Annotated in this window: 28 protein-coding genes; 7 read left to right on the top strand and 21 right to left on the bottom strand. The window is 40.8% G+C overall.

Translation table 11 applies throughout. From position 1 onward, the window contains the following. The 5 genes from MKY54_RS14355 to MKY54_RS14335 form a co-directional block, all read right to left on the bottom strand. Entirely contained in the window at nucleotides 1-441 is a 441-nt protein-coding gene (locus tag MKY54_RS14355; protein WP_339190895.1) for a hypothetical protein, read from the bottom strand. 332 nt (nucleotides 442-773) lie between these two features. Beyond that, nucleotides 774-1,277 carry a GNAT family N-acetyltransferase gene (locus MKY54_RS14350; RefSeq protein ID WP_339190893.1) on the bottom strand — a complete coding sequence of 168 codons (504 nt, stop codon included), beginning with the start codon at nucleotides 1,275-1,277 and terminating at the stop codon, nucleotides 774-776. A gap of 10 nt (nucleotides 1,278-1,287) precedes the next feature. Next, nucleotides 1,288-1,803, bottom strand: coding sequence for a TlpA disulfide reductase family protein (locus MKY54_RS14345; RefSeq protein ID WP_076194316.1), 516 nt, complete (start codon nucleotides 1,801-1,803; stop codon nucleotides 1,288-1,290). 15 nt (nucleotides 1,804-1,818) lie between these two features. Further along, nucleotides 1,819-2,346: a ClbS/DfsB family four-helix bundle protein gene (locus tag MKY54_RS14340; protein ID WP_076275707.1), complete on the bottom strand. Its 528-nt coding sequence runs from the start codon at nucleotides 2,344-2,346 to the stop codon at nucleotides 1,819-1,821. A 172-nt stretch (nucleotides 2,347-2,518) separates the two neighbouring features. Further along, the gene (locus MKY54_RS14335) at nucleotides 2,519-3,385 is read right to left on the bottom strand and encodes a S66 peptidase family protein (protein WP_076217938.1); all 867 of its coding nucleotides are present in this window, start codon (nucleotides 3,383-3,385) and stop codon (nucleotides 2,519-2,521) included. Between the two features lie 170 nt (nucleotides 3,386-3,555). Here MKY54_RS14335 and MKY54_RS14330 point away from each other — a divergent pair, with 170 nt between their 5' ends. Beyond that, nucleotides 3,556-4,050 (top strand): hypothetical protein, encoded by a 495-nt coding sequence (locus MKY54_RS14330; RefSeq protein WP_280752851.1) that lies wholly within the window; start codon nucleotides 3,556-3,558, stop codon nucleotides 4,048-4,050. Between the two features lie 62 nt (nucleotides 4,051-4,112). Here MKY54_RS14330 and MKY54_RS14325 read toward each other — a convergent pair whose 3' ends face one another. Genes MKY54_RS14325 through MKY54_RS14315 form a run of 3 tightly spaced genes read right to left on the bottom strand, consistent with a single transcriptional unit; the run spans nucleotide 4,113 to nucleotide 6,565 of the window. Further along, nucleotides 4,113-4,586 carry a GNAT family N-acetyltransferase gene (locus MKY54_RS14325; protein ID WP_339190889.1) on the bottom strand — a complete coding sequence of 158 codons (474 nt, stop codon included), beginning with the start codon at nucleotides 4,584-4,586 and terminating at the stop codon, nucleotides 4,113-4,115. A 41-nt stretch (nucleotides 4,587-4,627) separates the two neighbouring features. Continuing rightward, nucleotides 4,628-5,659, bottom strand: coding sequence for a Gfo/Idh/MocA family oxidoreductase (locus MKY54_RS14320; protein WP_248548185.1), 1,032 nt, complete (start codon nucleotides 5,657-5,659; stop codon nucleotides 4,628-4,630). A gap of 18 nt (nucleotides 5,660-5,677) precedes the next feature. Beyond that, nucleotides 5,678-6,565 (bottom strand): sugar phosphate isomerase/epimerase family protein, encoded by an 888-nt coding sequence (locus MKY54_RS14315; protein WP_076129303.1) that lies wholly within the window; start codon nucleotides 6,563-6,565, stop codon nucleotides 5,678-5,680. A 124-nt stretch (nucleotides 6,566-6,689) separates the two neighbouring features. Here MKY54_RS14315 and MKY54_RS14310 point away from each other — a divergent pair, with 124 nt between their 5' ends. Together MKY54_RS14310 and MKY54_RS14305 are read left to right on the top strand one after the other, a co-directional pair. Continuing rightward, a complete protein-coding gene (locus tag MKY54_RS14310) occupies nucleotides 6,690-7,574 on the top strand; it encodes an AraC family transcriptional regulator (protein WP_076185982.1) in 885 nt (294 codons plus the stop codon). 28 nt (nucleotides 7,575-7,602) lie between these two features. Further along, nucleotides 7,603-8,424: a DUF2785 domain-containing protein gene (locus tag MKY54_RS14305; protein ID WP_339190885.1), complete on the top strand. Its 822-nt coding sequence runs from the start codon at nucleotides 7,603-7,605 to the stop codon at nucleotides 8,422-8,424. A gap of 89 nt (nucleotides 8,425-8,513) precedes the next feature. On the opposite strand, the gene MKY54_RS14300 is transcribed toward MKY54_RS14305, so the two are convergent. The 7 genes from MKY54_RS14300 to MKY54_RS14270 all read right to left on the bottom strand — a co-directional run bounded on the left by MKY54_RS14300 (nucleotide 8,514) and on the right by MKY54_RS14270 (nucleotide 15,644). Continuing rightward, nucleotides 8,514-9,308 (bottom strand): hypothetical protein, encoded by a 795-nt coding sequence (locus tag MKY54_RS14300; protein ID WP_339190882.1) that lies wholly within the window; start codon nucleotides 9,306-9,308, stop codon nucleotides 8,514-8,516. A gap of 75 nt (nucleotides 9,309-9,383) precedes the next feature. Then, nucleotides 9,384-10,487 (bottom strand): Gfo/Idh/MocA family oxidoreductase, encoded by a 1,104-nt coding sequence (locus MKY54_RS14295; RefSeq protein WP_076185988.1) that lies wholly within the window; start codon nucleotides 10,485-10,487, stop codon nucleotides 9,384-9,386. Nucleotides 10,488-10,507: 20 nt separating this feature from the next. Continuing rightward, complete coding sequence (locus MKY54_RS14290) at nucleotides 10,508-11,230, bottom strand: ThuA domain-containing protein (protein WP_076185990.1); 723 nt, start codon at nucleotides 11,228-11,230, stop codon at nucleotides 10,508-10,510. Between the two features lie 25 nt (nucleotides 11,231-11,255). Beyond that, the gene (locus tag MKY54_RS14285) at nucleotides 11,256-12,416 is read right to left on the bottom strand and encodes a Gfo/Idh/MocA family oxidoreductase (RefSeq protein ID WP_076185992.1); all 1,161 of its coding nucleotides are present in this window, start codon (nucleotides 12,414-12,416) and stop codon (nucleotides 11,256-11,258) included. A 10-nt stretch (nucleotides 12,417-12,426) separates the two neighbouring features. After that, nucleotides 12,427-13,470: a LacI family DNA-binding transcriptional regulator gene (locus tag MKY54_RS14280; RefSeq protein ID WP_339191195.1), complete on the bottom strand. Its 1,044-nt coding sequence runs from the start codon at nucleotides 13,468-13,470 to the stop codon at nucleotides 12,427-12,429. Nucleotides 13,471-13,658: 188 nt separating this feature from the next. Further along, the gene (locus MKY54_RS14275; protein ID WP_339190881.1) at nucleotides 13,659-14,408 is read right to left on the bottom strand and encodes a sulfite exporter TauE/SafE family protein; all 750 of its coding nucleotides are present in this window, start codon (nucleotides 14,406-14,408) and stop codon (nucleotides 13,659-13,661) included. Nucleotides 14,409-14,768: 360 nt separating this feature from the next. Further along, on the bottom strand, nucleotides 14,769-15,644 hold the full coding sequence (locus tag MKY54_RS14270; protein ID WP_076185996.1) for a LysR family transcriptional regulator: 876 nt from the start codon (nucleotides 15,642-15,644) through the stop codon (nucleotides 14,769-14,771). Between the two features lie 128 nt (nucleotides 15,645-15,772). On the opposite strand from MKY54_RS14270, the gene MKY54_RS14265 reads away from it, so the two are divergent. Beyond that, entirely contained in the window at nucleotides 15,773-16,666 is an 894-nt protein-coding gene (locus MKY54_RS14265) for a DMT family transporter (RefSeq protein WP_339190878.1), read from the top strand. Nucleotides 16,667-16,737: 71 nt separating this feature from the next. On the opposite strand, the gene MKY54_RS14260 is transcribed toward MKY54_RS14265, so the two are convergent. The 6 genes from MKY54_RS14260 to MKY54_RS14235 form a co-directional block, all read right to left on the bottom strand. After that, a complete protein-coding gene (locus MKY54_RS14260) occupies nucleotides 16,738-18,237 on the bottom strand; it encodes a DHA2 family efflux MFS transporter permease subunit (protein ID WP_339190876.1) in 1,500 nt (499 codons plus the stop codon). Nucleotides 18,238-18,484: 247 nt separating this feature from the next. Next, a complete protein-coding gene (locus tag MKY54_RS14255; RefSeq protein WP_339190873.1) occupies nucleotides 18,485-19,225 on the bottom strand; it encodes a stalk domain-containing protein in 741 nt (246 codons plus the stop codon). 131 nt (nucleotides 19,226-19,356) lie between these two features. After that, a complete protein-coding gene (locus MKY54_RS14250) occupies nucleotides 19,357-20,121 on the bottom strand; it encodes a M15 family metallopeptidase (RefSeq protein ID WP_339190870.1) in 765 nt (254 codons plus the stop codon). A 14-nt stretch (nucleotides 20,122-20,135) separates the two neighbouring features. Further along, nucleotides 20,136-21,047, bottom strand: a complete 912-nt coding sequence (locus MKY54_RS14245) for a hypothetical protein (protein WP_076194340.1) — start codon at nucleotides 21,045-21,047, stop codon at nucleotides 20,136-20,138. Between the two features lie 59 nt (nucleotides 21,048-21,106). Continuing rightward, nucleotides 21,107-22,432, bottom strand: coding sequence for an FtsW/RodA/SpoVE family cell cycle protein (locus MKY54_RS14240; protein ID WP_076194343.1), 1,326 nt, complete (start codon nucleotides 22,430-22,432; stop codon nucleotides 21,107-21,109). Continuing rightward, nucleotides 22,429-22,761: a PadR family transcriptional regulator gene (locus MKY54_RS14235; RefSeq protein ID WP_339190867.1), complete on the bottom strand. Its 333-nt coding sequence runs from the start codon at nucleotides 22,759-22,761 to the stop codon at nucleotides 22,429-22,431. The genes MKY54_RS14240 and MKY54_RS14235 overlap by 4 nt, the downstream gene beginning before the upstream one ends. 233 nt (nucleotides 22,762-22,994) lie before the next feature. Between MKY54_RS14235 and MKY54_RS14230 the strand changes: the two genes are divergently transcribed. The 3 genes from MKY54_RS14230 to MKY54_RS14220 all read left to right on the top strand — a co-directional run bounded on the left by MKY54_RS14230 (nucleotide 22,995) and on the right by MKY54_RS14220 (nucleotide 24,766). Further along, complete coding sequence (locus MKY54_RS14230) at nucleotides 22,995-23,369, top strand: hypothetical protein (RefSeq protein WP_339190865.1); 375 nt, start codon at nucleotides 22,995-22,997, stop codon at nucleotides 23,367-23,369. Between the two features lie 158 nt (nucleotides 23,370-23,527). Next, a complete protein-coding gene (locus tag MKY54_RS14225; RefSeq protein WP_076309349.1) occupies nucleotides 23,528-24,022 on the top strand; it encodes a hypothetical protein in 495 nt (164 codons plus the stop codon). A 210-nt stretch (nucleotides 24,023-24,232) separates the two neighbouring features. Beyond that, nucleotides 24,233-24,766, top strand: coding sequence for a PadR family transcriptional regulator (locus MKY54_RS14220; RefSeq protein ID WP_076186019.1), 534 nt, complete (start codon nucleotides 24,233-24,235; stop codon nucleotides 24,764-24,766). The last annotated feature ends 56 nt before the right edge of the window (nucleotides 24,767-24,822 follow it).

The raw sequence follows: 24,822 nt of genomic DNA, 5'->3' as shown, positions 1-24,822 counted from the left end.
TTACAACACTGCTTTCTTCCGCTTCATTATCCAAATTATTAATAAGACGATAACCGATGTCCCCAATAAGAAATATATCCAAATCGTTTTTTTAACCAATTCATCATTGGGATAATGGCCTTTATTATAAGCTTTTACAAAGATATCCTCTTGGGTCTTAATAGCAATGTAATCTTTTGGATCGGTATTGATAATTGAGTAGTAGGGCGTACCTTTAGGATAAATATTCGAGAAATTTCCCCTGTACGTGCCTTCCTCATCGGAATATTTAGTTACATGCCCTATCTTCTTATCGATTTCTTCGGAGGGGATGAGTTCATCGTCTGATATTTCGTAGATGTCACCTGAATAAACAACAAACGAACCGGCCCAATCCGCGTAGACCGCATGTAATGGCAATAAAGCAATTATGGCTAGAATTACAATAATGAATTTCTTCATCTCAACCTCCTAGCTTTGGGATTCGATTGATTTATAGATTGTTTTGAACTCTTTTACATTATTTAATCCATCAATAAGCTCCACTAAACCCGACAAAGATTCCAAACCATCTATTAATTTCTGAATGGGCGATCACATCGAAGTTAAATCCGTCTGGATCAATATCGTTCAAAAGCATCGTTGTTGTGACCTCTGAAAAATCTGGTTCTACATAAAAGGTTGAGGATTTATTATATAGACTACAATCAGCATCAGAAGCAAAAATGAAAGAAATGCGGTAATGATTATGAGTTTCTTTCTTTTTTTGATCATAGGGATTAACTCCTTACGGTTTAGATACAAAGTGATTTCCGATAAATGTATTTATGATCCTCATCCATATCCGATGATTTCATATACCCCACACTGCGCCAAAACCTTTCATTTGCATCATTAGTCGGGGTTAACTCGATATACTTTGCACCGTCTGCATAAACATGTTTTTCGACCATTGAATAGGCAAATTCGCCATACCCTAAATTCCGATACGTAGGTTCAATATAATACTCCATTAAAAAACACTTTCCACCCTCATCAAAATAAGTAACATACATTAAAAATCCAAGCACAGTACCGTCCTTATGTATAAGAAACAAATTTAAAGGATTTATATCTCTTGTTCTTAGCTCTTCAATGATCTCTCTATACTCGTCTGAATAAAAGTAATCCAGGTCAAAATCATCGCCCATAGATACGTGGAGAGATAATTCATTAATGTAACTATTAAAAAGTCCCCAAAATATATCTACATCCGATTGATCTTTTGCTGCAAAAACCTCTAAATGGATCGTATTCATTTCAACCTCCTTAATCATAGTTTTTAATGAAAATCTTAAACGAACTCTCAATTGCGTCAAAATCAGTCGAGCCAATAATTTGATCCATAACCTTGCCATCAGAGTTTATAAAAAACAACGCTGGAAAAGCTTGTTCACCAAATTGTTTATGGAGATCACCTGTTTCATCTAGGAGAACGGGATACTTAATGTTGTAATCCGCCACGTATTGTTTTACTTCAGAAAGATCATCTTGATAAAGCAAATTGATTCCGTATATGTTCACTCTATTTTTATATTTCTCATACAATGAGACAATCTTAGGAGCGTCGTCATTACAATATGGACACCATGAGGTGAAAAATACGAATACAGTCGGTTTCTCCGAAAAGTCCACTTGAATTTTGTTTCCATTCGCCAACTCTTTTAGTTCAATGTTCTCAGGACTCTTAATGGGTTTAGAAGAGTTGTTTACTACGACAAATATAATCGAGCTTAATGCAATCAAAAATATAAATGTACTTACAATAATAGATATCTTCTTCAAAAATCATCCGTCCTTTTATACTTCCTTAGTTACATTAAGCTTTTTCCATTTGCGAATCTTAGAACGAAAAGTCTTAAACGGTGCTACTGAATTAATATGAATCCATTTGACCATTGGCCATCTTGGATTGTTTCCTGTCCATTTCCGCACGCCTTGCGTAAAAAGTTCTTCATCACTTAAAGAATCAATCCAGTTCTGCCACTGATGTTCTGTCTCTTGAAATAAAGATCTTAACTCATCTAATGAGTAGGCAGCATATGTATGATAAAACGATTGATATAATCCGCCAAGTTGATTCCATTTATAATCCGGTGAAGGTGTAATAACGGTTAACCCTGATTTTTCATCCTTATCCCATTTCATAACAAGATTCAACCAGCCCAATTGATAAGCAATGATTTCTGCTGGGGTACGATCAACCCCTTCCATACGATTGTCTCTTTGGGAGTTCTCAATGCCATCAAATTCATGATCAAGAGACTGATAGGCAATATGAATCGCATCTTTCAATTCTTCTTTTGATAGATAATCTTGTGTAGACATCATACCCCTCCTTTAAATCACTTTATTAAATTACTTTACAAATGTATTATGTACTCGCTCTGATTTCAATAAATATGCAGTCCAAATTGCACAAGTAAACGCTGACCTAATGATCCTTTTAAGTGAATCTCAATTTCCAAGTTCTCTGGCAAGAGGAATTTGATAAAGAATTTTACAAAGTGATTTTATCACCCACAACAATACACTTACTGTTACTGCCATGCCCAATCTCAGCTGTCTTTATGATAGGAATGGAGGCGGAATGGCTAATTTCCTTCACATACTCTTCTACTATCGGGAATTCATTAAAGTTCTCAAGTTCTGAAAACGACCCTAGAATCAATCCAGCACAAGCATCAAAATATTTCAATTGCTGGAGCTGAGCAAAAAAGGAGACTATTTTGTTAGCTCTGCCACTTAAACTCTCCAACAATAAAATTTTGTCCGAAGGATCCGGAAAATAGCTTGTCCCTGCCAGCTTCAAAAAGCAGCGAATATTCCCCCCGATTACTATCCCGCTCATCTGGTTACCACGAACCCAATGATACCGGAAATCGTAAAGATCGTTTTGACCCTCGAAGAATGTTCGATAAAAAGCCCTTTGCTGCTCCGCCCCATCAGAAGACACTAAATTCATCAACTGATAATGATAGGATTTCGAATTATTTTGCGTATATAAAGCGTTCAAAATAACTGACAAATCACTCATTCCGAAAAAGGGTTTGGGGGTCATTCGGATACTTTCATAGTCTATGTACTCTAAGATCTGATTGGCAGAATCCCCACCTGAAATATCGAATATCGCGCTAATTTCAGTATTTTTAAATAGTTGATTCAGCTCCACTGCTCTTTCCATGGGATTGCCGCTGAAATAACCCTCTTTTCTAAACAAAGTATTAGCCACCACTACATGGAGTCCAAATGAATGCAAAACTCTTTTTAATTCCTCTACTTTTGCTAGGTTTTCTACTCTCACACCATCTGAACAAGCAATCAGTCCTACTTTATTCCCGTGAGTAAATTTTAAGGTTGTGTTCATTTTAATAATCCTTTCGATTCTACTTTTTAGTTTAATCTCCTCAAATTTACGATCATATTTACACCATACCATATTTAGGGATTTGAATCATTTTCTTCTTGAAATTATGAAACCACAACATGGTAATATAAGTATAATAATGCAAGATCAAATACATTGGGGGTGTACTAATGCGTAAATCACCGTTGATATTAAGCATGATATTATTATCCCTGGCGTTAATTATGGGATGTAGTTCAGAAGTAGATGATGCTACTAAAGCCGCAGAGAAATATAAAAATATAGAATATACCGTCAAGGCTTCTGAGGATTTAATGTCTGATGAATCCATTCTTGCGCGAAATGAAGAGATGAAACCGTATTTTACAGAATACTTTTCCGAAAAGGCTATAGCGAACCGAATTACAACTATCCCATTTAAAATCGCTGATACACAAAAGCTTTCTTTAAAACCGGAAAACCTAAAATTCAACCTTTCCGAACAAAAAAAGGATATTGTCGAGTTAAAATATACGGTGGATCTTGTTTTATTGGATAAGGATGACAAAGAAAGTAAACGTGTACCTTTGGAAGGTATATTGACTCTCTTTGATGTGGACGGTAAATGGTTAGTTCAAGGGGATCGATTTGATACTGTAGCATTAATGAACTTGATTGATGGGTGAATTTGAATATCCTTCTTATCATAAAAAGCAGACTGCTCTAATGAGCAACCTGCTTTTTTGAATTACATTATTTTTTTGCTCATCCTATAATTGACCAACAGAACACCTTTTCGTTCTATACTTTGTTTCGCAATAAGCTGGTATCCCAGTCGTTCAAAAAAAGGTTTAGCAGTGATGCTTGCTTCGGCATCCATTTCATAAAGACCCTGTTCTTTTGCTTTCAATTCAAGCTTATTCGCCAATGCAGAGGCTACACCTTGCCCTTGGTAATCTTTGTGAACATATAATCGATCCAAATGTCCTTCTGGTGTCATATCAGAAAAGCCCACAATAATATTATTAATTTCGGCTACATAAGTGATATTTTGACGTAAAGAAGCTCTCCAAGTATTAAGCTTAAGTGCCTCTTCCTCTTTAGGTGCCCAAGCATCCAGCTGTTCCTGTGAGTAGTCTTGTTTGTTTACGGAATGAACTGTTTCGTAGAACAATGAGATAATTTGAATAAGATCCGATTCTCGGTAAGCTCTAATATTCATTTTGATCTCCTTGCTGGCGATTGTAGTAACAGAAGTCAATCTCAAAACTCCACTAGATCGATTTTCCGGCCAGATTCAGCACTTTCCAGCGCTCCGAACACCATTGCCATACTATACCGATTATCTCTACAATTCGTCTCTGCAGGACGTTGCTCTGCCAATGACAAGAACATCTCATCCAAACACCCTTGATGGAATGTTTTACTCATCTCAACGTTTTCACCCTTTACACGCTTTACGTCACGAATGAACATATCGCTCTGATCTCCTGCAGTAACTACCTCAGCATATGGCAGCTCATGACCATCCCAGATTGCGGTTCCTTTCTCCCCGTTAACCCGCCAAGAAGCTTCCCATGACGTGGATGCACCTTCTGCACACCAAGATCCCTGATAGGTAAATATTGAACCGTCGGACATCTCGAAAATGCACACTGCCGACGCATTCCCCTCATACCATGAACCGGGAGGATTAAACTCCTGACAGTATACGGACACAGGGTTCGCGCCACTAATAAACCGGGCCTGGTCGAAGGTATGAATCGCCATATCCAGCAGCAACGGACTTTTCATAACATCACGGAACCCCCCGAAATGAGCCCCAAGGAAAAAGCTTGCACCGATAAATCCTGTTCTACCAATCGTTCCTGATTCTATGATTTTTCTTAAAGAACGAATACGAGGATCATAACGGCGGTTCTGCATCACCGCATGAGCGTTTCCAGTCCGTTCCGAGATCTCAACAATCTTATTACATTCCTCCATAGTCTCAGCTAAAGGTTTCTCACTAAACACATTACACCCAAGTTCCAATGCAGTGCTAGAAATATTGAAATGACTTCCGGGAACAGTAACGTCAAAGACGAGATTTGCTGCGGTCTCCTGTATCGCCTGCTTAATATCCGTAAACGTCAGACATGAAATCCCATGCTTCACGGCCATCGCCTCAGCCGACTCCAACCTTATATCTACTAGAGCAACGATCTTAGTATCTGTACGCAATAAAGCGTATTCAATCCATGCATTAGCCATTCCTCCGCAACCTGCAACTACTACCCGATACTGTGCTGTCATATTTCTCCCCCTGACTTATTAAAGCGGATTAGGCACAAAGCTGCCCCCGCGGCATTGTTTTAAATGATTCAAGGCATGTACTTGACCCATCATTTCCAGTTCATCCCGATAGACAGGATCATGCCAACCTTCAATATCAATGGTTCCTTTATAACCAGCCTGACGCAAAATGGAGATAACATCCGTCCAGTTCGTATCACCAAAACCCGGAGTACGGTGCCATACATAAGGTTTCGGGCCGTGGATTCCATATTCTTTTACAATATCCCAAGCGATGGTGGCATCCTTGCCGTGTACATGGAAAATCTTATCTGTCCATTTGCGCAGCTGTGGAATCGGGTCAATCAACTGCACCATCTGATGGCAGGGCTCCCATTCGAGTCCCATATTGTCAGCAGGGACAGCGTTAAACATCTTTTCCCAGGCTATTGGATGATGAGCGATATTCCAGTCCCCTGAAGTCCAATTGCCATCCATGGAACAGTTCTCAAAAGCAATTCTTACTCCGCGATCTGCTGCTCTTTTTGTCAGCTCACCAAATACCTCGGCAAACTTCGGAATCGATTCATCAATGGACACTCCTGGTAGTCGTCCCGTGAATCCTGATACCATATCAGTACCAAATACATGAGCATGATCAATAAGCCGTTCCCAGCTCGCTAATGCATCGGAATTGTCACCCGTATTCGTCAAAGGATTGCCAAAGATGCCAACCGATGAAATCACAAAATCATGTTTTGCCGCAAGTTCTTGCACACGCTTACCAGTTTCCACAAGATCTGTTTCACCTGTAGTCTGCCAGAAGGTTAAGCTAAAAGATTCGAAGCCATGACCTACGATTTGCGGAATCACTCTAACAGCATCTCCGCCTCCAACTAATGTGCCTATACGCATTGTATCCTTCATCTTGTGTACCACTCCAATATTGGTTTATAGTAAGTTCTATAACCCGAGTATATACTGCATTTGAGCTTAAAACTCTTATTATATTGTGTTTATATAGTCGTATATTGTGGGAGTTGAATAAATATTGAGCTATCCTAATGATCTTAAAGAATACCCTCAATTAGAAGGAAACACCTATCCGTTTCGATTGTTTTTTAATGAATGCAGACATGCGAAAATCGGCCAGAACATCCTTTTTCTACACTGGCATGAGCATTTCGAAATCATTATCATGCAAGCAGGCAGCGCCATTTTCCACATCGACAGCAAGCCCTACGAACTGCATCCCGGAGAGGTTTTGTTTGTTCCTTCTGGAGGTTTGCATGTTGGATATAGTCTGCGGGATGATCATGTCCGATTTATATCCGTCGTATTTCATAGTTCTTTATTTAAAGATTGGAAGCAAGATCCTCAACATGAACAATTCGTAGCTCCCTATTTGGAGAATCGATATCAGCTACCAGTTAAACCAGCGGCACTAGTTCCAACCTGTTCTACTTATTACTCTCTTCTGAACACTATCGTGGATGAAGTGCATCAGAAAGGTCCTGCATTTCAGTTGATCATCAAAAATCAACTTCATCTACTTTTTGTATTGCTCTCCCGTACCTTTTTGCCTGAGCAGGTTTCTGGCAGAACAAATGAACGTCAATCCTTCAATCGTGAGCGTTTTAAGCCATTGCTGGAGTACATGGAGAACCATTTTGATGAGAAAATGACTATTGAAAGCGCCGCGAGATCCGTTAATCTAAATCCATACCATTTCTGCAAAACCTTTAAGAAGCTCACCGGCCGAACCTTCATCGATTATGTTAATCTTTGCCGCGTAAATGAAGCAGAACGACTGCTGCTGGAGACAGATTTTACTGTAACGGAGATTGCTGGACGAGTGGGCTGCGACAATCCTAATTATTTTACCAAGCTGTTTAAGCAATATAAAGGAACTACACCATCCGGTATTAGAAAATAATTCACACTGGAAAATAGGAGCATGTAAAATGAATTTAAAAGAAACGTTGATATGCATAAAAGAAAATGATTACCAAGCACCTCCCGATACCTTCCAGTTGGTACAAGAAATGATAAATAACATTGGTTCTTTAGATGCCCAACTACGGGATGAGCTAATTTATACAACCTTATCACATTGGATCCCAGGTAATTCTCTAACTACAAACGGACTGGAACAACTTATACCCGTTATCTTGGATAAAAACCATTTGCATTTTAAGCTTGGTGAAACCAATACAGACTCTGTCTTTACTAGATCCTTCTCTATGCTAGTCATCCCACTCCTCTTCATGAGGCATAAAGAATCACCATTTCTCTCAAGTGAGCAAATTCATCAGATAAAGGAGAAGGTATTTTGCAGTGTACAAAAAGAGCGGGATTACCGGGGGTATGAAGAAGAAAAAGGCTGGGCTCATGCCATAGCCCATGCAGCAGATACTTTAGATGAATTGGCTCAATGCTCCGAACTGGATGAAAATGACCTCATAACTATCCTCGATTTGGTTTACGAAAAGATGACCCTAACAGATCGAATATACTCCGATGGGGAAGATGAGCGAATGGTAAGATCCATAATGAGTGTTTTAGATAGAAAAATGCTTAGTCAGACTTATGTAGAGCAATGGATTCAAAGTTTTGGTGATGTGGAGAAAAATCCAGAATTTCTTCCTGCCTTTAAACAAAAAAATAATATAAAGAACTTTTTGAAAAGTTTATATTTTCGAGTTAAATATTACAAAGTACATGCCAATCTCTGTCCAACAATCGAGCATACATTATATAAAGTAGAAAAAGTATACTATTCCTAATTAAAAAAAGTGAGGGTTAGAGCACCCTCACTTTCCATCTACAGTTCAAATACGTGGAGCACTTGCTACCTGTTGACGGGTCTATTAGATTATTCAGTAATTGCTAGCTCCATCCTCCGCACACTCGCAAGCGCGGGAAAAGATTCCAGCACCATCCCTGTATTCCATAACTTAACCTGCTGTCCTACCTGTAAATCCTTAAAGCTGATGGTCTTTCCAGCTTCATTAAACATTTCAGATTTCGCATTGAATGTGAACCAGTAAGATGGATCTTCGTTACCAGGTTCAAGGATTAGAATCCGCTTCGCCTGTTTAGTATCGATATCAACGATTGTACCTACTACATGCGGATCACCTATTTCTGAAATATCATAGGTCAACATCTTTGGATCGATCCACTTTTCAATTTCAAGCTTAGCTGCTTCCGCATCATCTGACGGAATGGTTATAGTTACTTTATTACCAATCGTATCTACACCAGAGCCGTAGAGATTCAGCTTCTGGTATAGTTCTTGTTCATGCAACAATTCTTGAGCAGCTAATAACTCTTGCATCGTATATTTCACATCATGAAGTTCATAAGTACCTGCAGTGAAAGTCTGAGCAAGGCTTTGCTCAATCTCCGAGTTCAAACCTACAATATTAATATGAACCTTGTTATCTTGCAGATAAATATCTCCGTTAGGAATCTTCTGGGCTGATAAGAAAGTCTTAACCGCGCCTGGATCATCCATTGCGGGGTTCGTAGAAGCTAAAATTTGTGGTTCTGAACTAATTACAGGAGTTGGAACCGGCTCCTTATTCGCTTGTTGAGCCTCTGAACAGCCACTGATTAACAAAATAACAACGGGAATCCATATCCAACCAATAATTATCTTACGCATCCTATTAACACCTCCACTCTTCATCTTCTCAAACGAAGACCGGAAGTGATAGGTTGCAGATTCAGGAAGAATTCTCTAATCCAAAGTATAAGGAGCAAGACCGATTGGAAGTGCCGCAGGACGAGTGCAGGTGCTTTCCATTTCGTAGAATGAATGAGCATCAGAAGAATCATGGAAAGCCCACATTGCTTCTAATACGTGATAAGCCAGTTCTCCACTGGCACGATGCTCTCTACCCGTCCGAATGGCGTAAGCCATATCTGCTGGTCCAATCCCGCGGGTATTCTGATCATACCCTGACAACAACGGCTGTTCCGTCCACTCATTCTCACCCATAAGCCGGAGTTTCACGGGACCCCCAAAGTTATTCGGGTCTGGAACTTGAATCGTTCCTAGCGTTCCGTAGATTTCTATATGCGGCAGGTTGCTCCCGCCAAAGATATCAAAGCTTGTAATCAACGTTGCAATGGCACCATTTTCAAATCGTAAGGTTCCGGCTACGTGAGTTGGAATTTGAACAGGAATTTTATTCCCAAATTTCTTCTCGCTTGTAATCGTACGTTCTTCCAGCGCTTTCCCAGTCATTCCGCTAACCGTATGAATAGGACCCAACAGCTGCACCAAAGCCGTCAAATAGTAAGGACCCATATCGAACATTGGACCTCCACCAGCGGCATAATAAAATTCCGGATCTGGATGCCAATGCTCATGTCCACGGCCCAGCATAAACGAAGTAGCTGCAACAGGTTCGCCAATTACTCCTTCATCTATCAGCTTCAAAACCGTTTGAATTCCCGCTCCGAAGAATGTCTCCGGTGCACTGCCCACAAGTACTCCCTTTTCCCGCGCCGCAGTCAGAACTTTGCGTCCTTCTTCTCTCGTCACAGCTAGAGGTTTCTCAACGTATACATGTTTACCCGCTTCAATAGCTTTCAGGCATACTTCCGCATGAACAGCTGGGATCGTTAAGTTGATTACGATTTCTATCTCTGGATCATTCAGTAATTGTTCTGTGGTATAGACGTTTGGAATATTGTATTTATCCGCTTGTTCTTGTGCTCTCACCAAATCTAAATCTGCACATGCAACTAGATCAAGGATCTCGAACTTTTGACAGTTCTCCATATAGATACTACTGATTTTACCGCATCCAATAATACCAACTTTGACTTTATCCATTCGCTGATCGCTCCCAGAATTTATTGACTGTCTGCCATTCCACTATAGCTATTCCTAACCCCCGAAACATTGGATAATGCTTGCGCTTTACCTTCAGCTGCCCATATTAACCCTCTGCGCATCATTTCACGCACTTGCGGCTGATCTACAATGTCCGCATGATGCCCCAGTGAATTATAATAAACTCTGCCCAAGCCCCAACGTTTTGTCCAAGCTACTGGCATATCAACAGCCTTATTATACGAATGAGGCCCTTCAACTACTGGAAAACGAGTCGTAGCAAGCACTTCAACAGCTGGATCTACATGCAGATAATATTGCTCTGAGCAAACACTGAAATCTTCTAATCCTTCTACCAGAGGACTTGAGCTTTGACAAATCTCTACGGTATAGTTAACGCCGTCATTCCCAGGATGAGCTACCCATTGTCCACCCGTCATAAACTGCCAATCTACATTATTACGAAAAGAATCACACATCCCGCCATGGCAACCGGCAAGACCTGTTCCATGCTGTACAGCTGCTGAGACATGATTCACAAAATCCTGCTCGATTGTGCCCATTGTCCATACCGGCACGATCAAATCTAGTCCAAGAAGCTTATCTGCATCAGCAAAAGCCTCCAGTGTATTCGATACTTCAACTTCAAACTGTTCCTCTTGCAACATTTTAGCGAATATATCAGCGACCTGCTCAGGCTCATGACCATCCCAACCGCCCCATACAATCAATGCTTTTCTCATCTTCAGCACTCCTTCTAAGGTTAGATTACATCTCAGATAAATCGACCCACCGGCGTTCATCAATAGAGCGTTCTACAGCCTCTAACACCGCTTGGCATTTCACTCCATCATTGAAATTCGGTTCTGGCTGACGACCTTCTTCAATTGCGTTAGAAAGCTCCAGCATTTCGTGAATAAACGTATGTTCAAAACCAATCGTATGACCTGGTGGCCACCAAGCCTCTGCATACTCATGAGCAGGATCGGTCGCCAGCACACGACGAAAACCTTGTACATCCTCTGCATCCGAGGTCAAATAAACTTCTAATTCATTCATACGTTCGAAGTCGAATTTCACACTGCCAAGACTCCCATTGATCTCAAAAGAATTGGTAGAGCGATGACCCGCTGCGAATCTTGTAGCTTCAAAGCTGCCCAGAGCACCATTATCAAAACGGGCTAAAAATAAGGTGGCATCGTCAACGGTAACCTTACCCTTGGGTGCATCCTTATCTCCTTTAGCGCTTAAACCAGTCATTTCAGCGGCGAGCGGACGCTCTTTTATGAAGGTCTCGCTCATGCCGATTACTTCCTTCATATCACCTACTAAGAAATGAGCCAAATCTATGAGATGCGCCCCCAGATCTCCATGTGAACCTGAACCGGCGATATCCTTCTGCAGTCTCCATACTAAAGGGAAATCCGGATCTATTATCCAATCTTGTAGAAACCAAGCCCGAAAATGATAAATCTTTCCCAGCCGCCCACTCTCTATGAGCTTCTTAGCCAGTCGAACTGCCGGAGAAAAGCGATAATTAAAACCAACCATATGTGTAACTCCCGCGTCTTCAGCAGCTTGCAGCATTTCACGGGAATCCGCCAAGGTCAGCGCAAGTGGTTTTTCACAAAAAATATGTTTACCTGCTTTGGCTGCTGCCAAAGCTATCTCCTTATGCGCGTTGCTGGGAGCATTAATATCTATAAGATCAATATCCTCTCGAGCGATCAGATCCTTCCAGTCCGTAACACAATCCGCCCAGCCTAACTGCGATGCAGCTTCTCCAAGCGCTTCACTATTACGTCCACAGATTACAGACATTTCCGGTTTAAGCGCTTTCGGGAAAAACATAGGCAAACTGCGATAAGCATTACTGTGGGCTTTACCCATAAATTTATAACCGATCATTCCAATGCGAAGCTGTTTCATCTTATTCCTCCTAAGTGTTGATAGATTTAGATGAAGCTCGTATAACTAGTTCTGTCGGTAATTTGATCTGTACGGCTGGTACGGGTACTTCTGCCAGATTGTTTCCCAGCAATTCAATGATTTGGGCTGCGGCAAGTTCACCTAGTTCATAAAAGGGAACCCGCACACTGCTTAATGCAGGTGTGGTAAGCTCCGCAGCTTCCGAATCATCATAACCCACAATAGCTGGCAGGCGATCCCTTGGTATTCCTAGCTCCTGCAGCCCTTGCTGCAAACCTATGGCCATCCGATCATTAGCGGCCATAATCGCATCAATCTCATTCAGCAAAGGTAACATTTCTTTGGCAGCTATAATTCCGCTTTTCCGGCTAAAGTTACCTTCGAACAAAAGTGAAGAATCTACAGAAAGATTCACCTCTGCCAAAGCGCGGGTATACCCCGTTAAACGATCTCGGCTGTTGGAATAAGATTCTGGCCCATTTAGAAAAGCAATCCTCGTAAAACCTTGTTCCAGTAAGTGTTTAGCTGCTTGCCAGCTTCCTTCGACATGATCGGCATCCACCTCGTGAAAAGCTTCCCCAGCAAAATGCTGATTAATCAGACAAAAAGGATGGTCTTCTTCCTTCAAACGGCGGAGTGAGGCTAGCTCACCTGGCTCTTCTTTAGCGCCAAGCACAATGCAAGCATCGATCTTCCGCATCTTAAACAACTCGTTATAATCCATTGGCTCTTCGGCATTCCGAAACAGCATTAACAGATCATAACCCTCTTCTCGCGCCTTGCTCCCTATTCCACTTAATATTTCCGAAAAATAATAAGTGGAGAACAAGCGGGCTTTCGGCAAATAAGGCATCACTACACCCAAGTTCCCGCTCCGTCTACGAGCAAAGCTCTGAGCAAGTGAACTAGGGGTATAGCCTAGCTTCAGTGCAGCTGCCAACACACGTTCCTTCGTTTCTTCCTTAATCGGACCAACATTGTTTAACACGCGAGACACTGTGGCTTCTGAGACACCTGCAAGCTCGGCAACCTCTTTACGGCTGGCGATATAAATTCCTCCTTCTCATAGGTTATGAACAGTGACATTAAGCCTCGTTCAATTCGCTATTCGAAAACGCATTCATTTAATGTACGCGCGTACATTTTCTCATGAACAAGGCTCTTCGTCAACCCTAAGATTGGATAAATTTAAAAGACGTTCATATACACTAAGGAGAAGAACGTCTTTCTATTTCTTTTCAACTATCCGCGAGGTACTAGCATTAGGACACCAAGTAAAATGATAATCAGAAATAAGTAACTCTCAAATTTTTTAGCAGGAATACGTTTATTCACATATACCCCAAGCACCGTAGCTAAGAGAATTGCTGGAATAGAATATCCATAAAGAATAAGAGCATCCACCGTCCACAATCCCCCGATAGCATGACCCGTTACAACGAGTAAACCAGAAATAAGAAAATGAGCTTGCAACGTACCCCGAAAACGATCCGGATTCCATTGTCTTAAAGTACCATAGATCACGACAGGGACACCATTAAAGTTATAAGCACCGCCAAGGACACCCGAAGCGAATCCGAAAGGATACACCCAGCCTTTTGCCTTAAGCAAGGGATGATCGATCGTCTTAAATATTCTCTTCTTAATCACCGAATAAACTCCATAAACAATCAAAAATATACCAAGTCCAGTCATAATTACACTTGCAGGTGCTAAATAAAGCATGACTAGTCCTACAGGAATTCCTATCACTGTTGAGAGTGCTAGTCGAATCAAAATAGGTCGTTCTATATGCCGCCACCCACTCACAACTGTAAGTGAGGCAACCGTGAGGCCTGCCAATCCAATCAAAGAAACTGAGGTATGTATAGGAATCGGGAGCAGTGCAAGCAGTGGCATGCTCACAATCGCTTCACCAAAACCAAACACGGTTCTCATTAAGGCACCTATAAATACTGCTACTACGACTAGTGTAATTATTGTAACGCTCAATCGTATAATCCTCCTCCTAATCTCATCCATCCGTAATTGTGCATAAAGTCCTCACATTTCCAGAACATCTGAATACATTCCTTATTTCCACTCTTCTAATTATAACATATTAATTATACTAAAACAGATATTAATAGAGGATCAACATGCAATTTAACGTCTCTTAAATCCTCTATAATGCCGCCAAAACTATAAGATAATGGAGATATACATATGTTTAACGAAAATCCTTTAAAATCGATTACAGTGGTCCTGTGTGTAGTTCCTGTTTTCTGAAAAACTAGCTGAAGTACTAAACAAAAAAACTGATCCCCCTTAACTTTGATGAGGTATCAGTTTCTTATTTTTTGACGTATTTATTTAGGTGTTATCTTTCAGCCACACCTGCACATGCTTTAGAAATTTTTTGGTGACGGGAGAAGCATATTTCATAGAGTGGACAGCAATTCCTAACGATCTGAAACTACGTTCCTCCAATTCTAGCATAGCCACATTATAATTTTGCCGGGTCAAGACAAGCTCTGGCAAAATACTAATGCCAAGGCCTTTCTCCACCATCGACATAATGGCATAGTCATCACCTGCTGAGAATTTAACATTAGGTTTAATACCCGCCTTATCCAGCACACGTCTAACATCATAATCCGAGCCTGCTTTCGGGATAATGAAATCCTCCTTAGCAATTTGCGATAAGGAAAGAAAGGGTTCTGCACTAAGCGGATTCTCTTTAGATACAATCCCTAACATCCGGTCTTTTTTTAAAGGAATTACGTCAAACTTCTCACGTGTAGGCAGTGAAATAAAACCGCAGTCGATCACTCCAGCCTCTATCCATTGCTCAACCTCCAAATAACCGCCTTCCATCAGCTTGATTTCTATATATGGGTATTCACTGCGAAATTGCTTAATCATCCCTGGCAGCCAATGCACAGACACACTGGTGAACGTACCGATGGTGATCGTGCCAATCTCTAGCCCGTGGATGTCCGCTACCTCCTGCTTCAATTTCTCGTTCCATTTCAAGATTTCACGGATAGGCTGCAGAACTTGTTCCCCGTTTACCGTCAATTTCACACCGGATCTATTTCTAATTAATAACGCGAACCCAAACTCCATTTCCAAGCTGCTAATGGTGTGACTAATTCCGGATTGCGTAAAACCCAGCATTTCTGCTGCTTTTGTTAAGCTGCCTAGCTCTACAACTTTCAGAAAAATCTCATATTTATTAATGCTCAACCTCTGTTCCCACCCTTATAAATTACATAAGTTTTACTCATGTATCCTATGATAAACATTCAGTTACCTTATGTATAGAGCCGTATTATACTATATTGAGTTGAAAATGAAGAAGGATGGATGAAGAGATGAAACCGCTCAAAGCTGAGCTGCTGCTGTTAGTTGTAACATTATTTTGGGGCTCCTCTTACATATTTATGAAAATGGGGTTAGGTACGTTAGGCGAATTCAATCTGATTGCACTCCGCTTCGGACTTGCTTTTATATTAGCCGCTATGATATTCCACAAACGATTAAGACGAGTAGACATGAGAACATTAAAATATGGTGCTCTCCTCGGATTCCTCCTGCTAGGCGTATTCACATGTATAACCTTCGGACTTCAAACAACCACCACCTCAAACGCAGGATTTTTAGTTGCATTGACGGTTATTTTTGTACCGATCTTGGATCGAGTTATTTTCAAAAAAAGAGTTGCACCTCCGCAAGTGTTCGGCTCCATCCTCGCCATAGCCGGGATTGGACTTCTTACCTTAAATGCAACCTTAACTATTCAACCGGGTGACTTTCTGTGTATCCTTTCGGCAGTGTTCTATGCGGTACAGATCTTATTTACAGGCAAGGCGGTAAAAGAATGTGATTCCCTGAATATTGGAATCTTGCAGTTAGGATTTGCCGGAGGGTTGGCCTTAGTGTTGTCCGCAATCTTCGAGACACCTTCGCTCCCCTCTACTTTGCCAGGTTGGGCAGCAATACTAGCGCTTGGTATCCTATGCAGTGCCTGTGGCTTCATCCTGCAACCTATTGCTCAAAAATATACTTCACCAACCCGCACCGGACTAATCTTCTCCCTTGAGCCGGTCTTCGCTGCGATGTTTGGTTATTGGTTCGCTGCTGAGAAGTTGTCGATGCAAGGCTATGCTGGCGCAGCGCTTGTTCTGCTGGGAATCGTGGCTTCTGAGCTGCTTGGTAAAGCAACTCTCCCCGCATCGTGGGCTCAGAAGAAACCAGAGCATTTATAACAATAAAGGCGTCGTTCAACTATACAAGCTGAACGACGCCTTTTCTATATTATCTATGTTTTTGGGTTCAATTAATGCCCCATCATCATCGCCGCATCTGCCTTCTGTCCCTCTCCAGAGGAAGGATCTCCAGTGGAAAGCTTAGGCTTGCGCAAAATAATACTCATCAATACACCTACCACACCTATGCAGCCAGACAGGAAGAACACATCATCAAAACCACTAACTGCGGCTGTCAAAGGATTACTTCCCACTTTCAGTGCTCCCATGTGAACAGCGATCTGACTAGTCAGGTAACCTGTCATTCCAGCTATAGCAAATGAAACAACGACTTGTTGAGCAGCAGCAGTAAGTGAAGTTACACTTCCCACCCATTCACGTGGAGCAGCATTCAAGACATGAGTATTCAAAGGCATCATCGTTAGACCCATCCCAAAGCCTAAGAAACCCAGGTATGTCATAATTAACGATAAATTTGTTGTAACACTAATTCCGGATAACAGGAACAAGGTGACCGTAATGATACTAAGTCCAACAAACGCCAGCGGACGAGCCCCGATCTTATCAAACAACCTGCCGCCAATCGGCATTCCGATTGCTGAAGCTAAAGCCTGCGGAAGTAGAATCAGGCCGGTCTCCAGCGGGGTATAGCTTCGAATCTGCTGCAGGTAAAGGGGCACAAATAACATGGACCCAAACAAAGCAGCTTGCATAACCCAAGTTAAAATAATACCCCGAGTGAAATCCGACGAACGAAAAACTCGCAGTTGTAAAAGCGGATTTTTGTGAAGCAGCTCCACAATGACAAGAAGGATCAATGCAACCCCTCCAACAGATAAGCCAACAATAGCGGGAGTAGACGACCAGCTTGTTCCACCGCCTTCATTCACTCCATAAGCCAACATAGAGAAGGCAATTGGGGCAAGGATAATGCCTAGGATATCGAGTTTGCCTTTGCTCTTTTGTTCAGACTTCGGCAAATATTTAACACCAAGAATAATGCCAACAATTCCAATAGGTACATTAATCAAAAAGATCCAGTGCCAGCTTACGTACTCCACCAGCCAACCGGATAAGACTGGACCGAGTGCCGGAGCTAAGAGCATTGGAATACCAAGCATCCCCATAATAGAACCTCGACGTTCTACTGGAGCTAATTTAAAAACCATCGCCATCCCAATGGGAGCAACCATCCCCCCGCCAAGACCTTGAATGACTCGAAAAATAATGAGCTGAGATGAGCTTTGTGCAACCGAACATAACATAGAGCCAAGAATAAACATCGTAAGAGTTGCCAGAAAAACTTGTTTCGATCCAAAACGATCGGTCATCCAGCCCGCGAGTGGGATTACAGCCGCTAAAGCTAAAGTATAACCCGTAATCGCCCACTGAATCGTTTTGAGATCGGAAGCAAAATAATCAACCAGCTTGGGAACGGCCACATTCACAACAGTACCATCCAGAATAACCATAATCATACCGACAATAATAGCAAGAAGCGGGGGGATGATTGCTTTTAACGAAAAGGGTTGCTCTTCTGCAGTACTCATTCCAGTCATTGTTTTTGTCATCCAGTACTCCACTCATTTCTCTAATTTAATTAAATGCTTTATTGATTATTTCAAATTTTAATTTACATTCGATGAATCTGGAAGTCAACAAATAAAACCATTTTTTACATTAAAAACACATCGGGTTTACGATACCCTTCAGAAATTATCTGGGAAAGTATATTAGAACAGCAAAAAGACTATGCATAATCCCCTAAAATCTTCTCGCTTGGGAAATGTGCATAGTCATCATAGAATCATTTTCCGATTAGAGCGTATCTCTTAATTCTATAATTTTACCCGATGTGTTCAAAATAATTTCAAGTGGAATCTCTGTCTCTGCAAAATCCAATACACAGCGGATAGAAAATTGATCCTCGTTATAGCTACTTTTTGTAGATTTAATCCCATGATAATTCCCGGCTTTTATCGTAATTTGCTTCCAGTCTTCCAGTAATCCATTTGAGCTTGGCTTATTTACGACCACATCATAATGATATCGCTCCGATAATTCATTATATTTACCGCCGACCAGTAACCCCGCTATAACACTCGCTGTCACTTCAGGGGTATACACTTCAACTTGATTGGACTCCCCATCATATGAGGTTACTAAACCAATTGTCTTAAAAAAGGAGATTGGAACATAGATATGATCCTGTCTGAATTCGAAATCATCTTTAAAAACCAACTCTTGTGCATTATTGATGCTAACTAAATGTTCGTTAAGCTTCCATTTAATTATTTCATTTATCCTTGTTAGCGTTATAGTTTCTGAACTTTTTTGATATGTTGTTGTATATTTCAGTGCATTGGAAGCCTCTCTGAGCGGAATCATGACCGTGGAACCCTTATTGTAGGCTGAATGGGGATTAGTTTCCAGTAGTTTACCATTCAAAATTACGCTAACCTGGCCGGAGTCTGCCCATACTGTTGGAGCGGCAAATCCACCAAATCCATTAGTTAAAAATAGAACACCTAACACAACAACCGCTGCCATTTTGATCATCCGCTCGAAACCTCCCTTTAGTTATTACAAGTATTATGTGCGTTTCCAGCATGTGCTAATCCTAAGGATAATCAAGACAAGCAAAAAAAGAAGCCGTTCAACATTATGTTGGGCCACTTCTTTAGAAATAATTATTCCACCTTGAAGTCAAAATACTGCTTAGGAAAAGGTTCTTTTATCAGCGTAAAATGCCACCATTCCTTACTATAAGGTTTAAAGCCTTGCTTCACCATAACCTCTTTGAGAATTGCGCGATTTGCTTTCTGAGTCTTGGTGATTAACGATGTATCATAAAAAGAGATATCTCCGAAAAAATCAAACGGGCTGCCCATATCTACATCTACACCGGTCTCTTTATTGACGATCGTTAAATCGATGGTACTGCCACGGGAATGTCCTGATTTTTTCGCTATAAATCCGAGTTTGAATAAATTACGTTTATCCAGTAGCGGGTAATATTGCTGCTTCATCTTAGTATCCGCGGAATTCTGTGACCATCTTACAAAATGATTCACCGCGGTCTGCGGACGATAAGCATCATAGATTTTTAGGATATATCCTTTTTTGGCTAAATCCTCACTTACTGCCTTCAAGGCTGTAGCTGCAGTCTGTGAAAAGATCGCTAAAGGCGCTTTATAACCATCAATCCGCTTCCCTACAAAATTATTGTCCCCGTAATAACGAATCTCAAATTGAGCAGTAGGAATTACTTCATCCAAATAGACAAATCCTTGCGGCAGACTGTTTTTCTTCTCCAGCTGCATTTGCTGCAGTACATTGTCTGTAGATGATCCAACGTAAGCTGCATCAGCGCTACCCATAAAAATAGTGTTTGTCCATAACAACAGCACAAATGCGAAAACTATGATTTTTGTTCCTCTAAATCCGCTTCTCAATAGATCCCGCCTTTTCATTTCGAATTAACCGTTTGATTCAGAAATTTCTCCACTTCAGGTGTGAGTTTATTATTCGTGGAATCAAGTAACTGCAGTAGTTTTTCTAAAATCATTAGGATTCTGGTGTCGCCTTTGTTTCCTTTTAATGCATTCTCATACGCCTTCTTTACTTCAGGTTTGATTACTTGCTCATCATAGTCATAAGCTGGTGTGTTGCTTGATCCATATAATAAGCGTGAAGTTGCATTGAGCAGCTCTTTTTGAAGAACGGTTGACCGATTGGAAGCTGGGTATTTCGTCACAAAATCCTCCAGTGCAAGCGCCCTGTTCGTTAACTCTGTCCAACTAATCACAATAGCTGCATCAAAAACACTTGGTTGATTCGATTCAGTGGCCATGATATCTATATAAGCAGCGATGTCCTTCGTGACATACGGCTTAAAGCTTTTGAACCCCTCATAATGCATCACTGGATAGTACATGCCCTCACTAGTCTCCAGCTTATACCCCTTATCCCGTCCTTCAATTAACATATTGCGTACATTGGGATCTTTGATCGCATTAAGGAGTGTGCTGTATGTTAGATTTTTGCTTTTGGAAAAAGCATTATTTATCTCTTTCTGAACATTCTCCGGAAAAACCTTCTCAGAGTACACAGGTAAATATGCCTTCTGTGCATTTTCGAGCTGGAGTGTCATCTGAGTTGCTGTCCAGGTATCCACTTCTTTGATATGGTTAATCAAATAATTCCGTGCGTTAGCAAGAGATGCCGGTTTCTGTACATATTGTTGGAATTGGTTATAGACTTTTGCAGATTCTTTCACAGTTGCGGCAGCTACAGTATCAGTTGTATGTATACTCCCAAACCCTCCCATAGAGCCTAGGGCAAAGGCAATACTTAACAAGCCTGTTTTTTTCCATCCCATTAAAAGACCTCCCTTAAGTATTCATACTTAATAATTAGACATACGAGAGGATCCTGAATCTAACTCAGTACAGTATTATCCTGGACGGCTCCAATGTCCTTCCTACGATAAATGCCCATCAAAAGTCCAATAGCCGCATATTCAAACCACACATGACTCCCATAGCTCAGGAAAGGGAACGGGATAGAAGTCAACATCATTCCGCCGCTCAAAACAGCAAGACCATAGGTTAGTCTTATGGCTAGTAAAAATGCCAAACCCAACACTAAAGCTTGTCCATAGGGCTCACGAATCGCTCGTATCGTAGATAGAAGCTTGATAAAGAACCAGGAGATAACTGCAAGCAAAAGCAGCGCCCCCGCCCAACCAAAACAATGAATAAGATAGACAGGCAACATATCTGAGTAAACATACGGCAGCTTTTGTTCTACTGCTCCGAATCCGTGCCCCCACCAACCCGCTGAGCTAATAACTTCACGCATTACTTGATATATATAGCCATAACCTTCTGGATCTAAAGATGGATTTATTGCACTAATAATTCTGACCATCAGGTAGTCGCTATTGAAGATGAACATTAGTCCAACTATTACAAAGAACCCTAATAATACTACACTCTTTATCCAATCGCGAGTAATCCATACATATAATAGTAGTGAAGAGATTAGATACACTACAAGCTCTGGAAGAGAGTTTAAAGAGATAAGAAGCCATGCAGGTGCTAACAGAAGGCTTATGTCGAACAACCCACTTCGCCAAGTTTTCTTTTTAGCCGATTCCTTACGATTCACTAAAATCCCTGCTAACGCGACTATCAAAACATAAGGACGATAGGATGTCATATCAGGTAAGATCAAAAAAATCCTAGGACCATAATTTACTCCATTTATTGTTATCCCCCAGAATATACTCGACAGAATTCCTGCTATTGATGTTCCGTATAATACCCACGAGAAACTTCTCAGCTTTCTGAAATCAATGAAATACAATCCAAACATCAATACAATTCCAATAAGTATATTTATCGCTTGGCGTCTAAACGCATTATCCAAAAAAGCACCTTTAACAATATCACTGTAGCCTACATCCACAGAACTCATTCCGATCAGACTGATCGCGGATAATATAGCTACAACGCCAAACAATCCCCAAGGTACATGTGGTTTATGTATTAGATGAAGTTCTTTTCCTAACGTTTGCGGATTCCCCATTTGTGCGATCGCCCAAGCTATGGCTTCTTCCCGTGATACACCGTCTGATTCTTTTTCACAAATTAAATCTTCTAGATGACTAGCTAATTCTTGACGTATCTCTGGGTGAGTTTTTTTCGCTTTAATCTCTGCACACACTTCATCCAAAAATTGCTGTTGCCTCTCTTTCATCATACACCACCCTCTCCCAGAACGGAGTCAACTGCACCTTTAAACATAACCCATTCTGCTTTTTTCTCCTTGAGTTTCTCTTTACCTTCATCCAGAATTCTATAGTACTTACGCTTCCTTCCCTCTACCTCCATCCAGTAAGCCTCTACCCAGCGCTCACTTTCCATCGCATGCAGAATTGGATACAAGGTTCCTTCTTTTAATGAAAAAACACCCTGTGATCTCAGCTCCAGCTCTTTGATTAACTCATAACCATATAATGGATTCTCCAGTAAAAGAGTCAGAATTAACGTACCCGTACTGCCCTTCAGCATCTCTTTACTTACTTTCAACAGCTAACACCTCCTAAATTCTAACATTACAATTGGCGTGGGACCGGATTCGGCTCATTCTACGGGATTTATACCGTTGATTTGCTTCTGCGGTCCGGATACGGCTTATTCTACGGGATTTATACCGTTGATTTGCTTCGTCGAGCCGGATTCGGTTCATTCTACGGGATATATACCGTTGATTTGCTTCCTCGGTCCGGTTCAGCTCATTCTACGGGATTTATACCGTTGATTTGCTTCGTCGAGCCGGATTCGGTTCATTCTACGGGATTTATACCGTTGATTTGCTTCGTCGAGCCGGATTCGGCTCATTCTACGGGATTTATACCGTTGATTTACTTCTGCGGACCGGATTCGGCTCATTCTACGGGATATATACCGTTGATTTGCTTCGTCGAGCCGGATTCGGCTCATTCTACGGGATTTATACCGTTGATTTGCTTTCTCGAGCCGGATTCGGCTCATTCTACGGGATTTATACCGTTGATTTGCTACCTCGGACCGGAATCGGCTCATTCTACGGGATATATACCGTTGATTTGCTTCGTCGGACCGGATTCGGCTCATTCTACGGGATTTATACCGTTGATTTGCTTTTTTTCCCATGACTAATATCTGTATATCATGAATATTAGTTATCCTTTTATACCTAGGACAACTATACATCGTAAATCTATGTATGTAAAGTTTTATTAAGAAAGCCCTTATTCCCTCCTCATTCATGTATAATAATGGTAATACAAGCAGCATGTTGAGGAGATCAACGATGAGAAAAACAACAATAACAATCTTGAGTTTTACCGTTCTTTTCATATTTATTTTCGTTGGATATATGCTCCGTAACAATTCAATGAACTATTATGAGACGTGGAAGATAAATTGGGGCATATCGATCTCTAAACCTACAGAGTCAAAGGTGATATTTGAAAGTCCACCCAGTTTCCATGGGGATGGCGAAAGCTATTACGTATTAGATTATGACGAAAAGCAATTCAAAGAAATCAAAGATGCAGCATTTTGGCATCCCCTCAATGTTGAATCCATTGACCCCTTAAAAGAGAGAATATCAAGTTTCAAAGACTCTGTGATTGCCATTTATCCAAATGAAAAAGAAAAATACGAAAAATTATTTTGGGCTAACCCTATAGAACTCGAAGAAAGAGGATTCTATTACTATAAGAAAAAAGATGATGGTAGCTACTGTATCGTGATCCTTAACGTGGAGTTACAACGAGTATATATGATGGAATGGACACAATGAAAATTTAATAAGTGAGAATTAAATGACGATCGCTCCCCGGTATTCTGCCAGGGAGCGATCGTCGTTTTTTCGGGATGTCTCTTAATTATTATGAATACATAAAAAAACAACTCCAAGTATCCGTCCAATATATATTGACTCAATATATAAAGGTCTGATATATTGTGATAACGATATACAAATATTTAGAAACTTAAAGGAGGCCCTATTTTGAACAGTCAGGATGTTATTTTAGGCATGCTTATGAAAAAATCGTTGACTGGATACGAAATAAAGCAGTTATTGGAAGAAATATTCTCTAATTTCTATAGTTCTAGTTATGGAACGATTTACCCTACACTTGCTCGCATGGAAAATGAGGGTCTGATTACTAAGGAAAACATACCTCAGGAAGGTAAGCCTAATAAAAATCTTTTAAACATCACGGATAAAGGAAGAGATAGTTTTAATGCCTATTTACTAGCCCCACTAGAGGCTGACAGTATTAAGAAATCTGATTTTATGATGAGGCTTTATTTTGGTGAATTTGTCGGGTATGAGAAGGTGATTATTTGGTTGAAGCAAGCTCAAGAGGAATCACAACATAAGTTAGATCAATTACTCGCTCAGTATTCGCTTTATAAAGATGAAATGCATCCAGCACAGATCATCTGCATTCAAATTGGCATAGAAGAATATAAGGCTAAACTAACAACCATTGCTGAGGGATTGTTAAACATGGAGAAGTTAGTACTTACGAAGTGAGTTTTAATACGAACCAGGTTAAGATGTACCGCTCATAAAACTTTTAGGAGGAATTG

The sequence above is a fragment of the Paenibacillus sp. FSL P2-0121 genome (genome assembly GCF_037975345.1).
GTDB lineage: Bacteria > Bacillota > Bacilli > Paenibacillales > Paenibacillaceae > Paenibacillus_AQ > Paenibacillus_AQ odorifer.
This window is presented reverse-complemented; position numbering and strand designations above follow the sequence as displayed.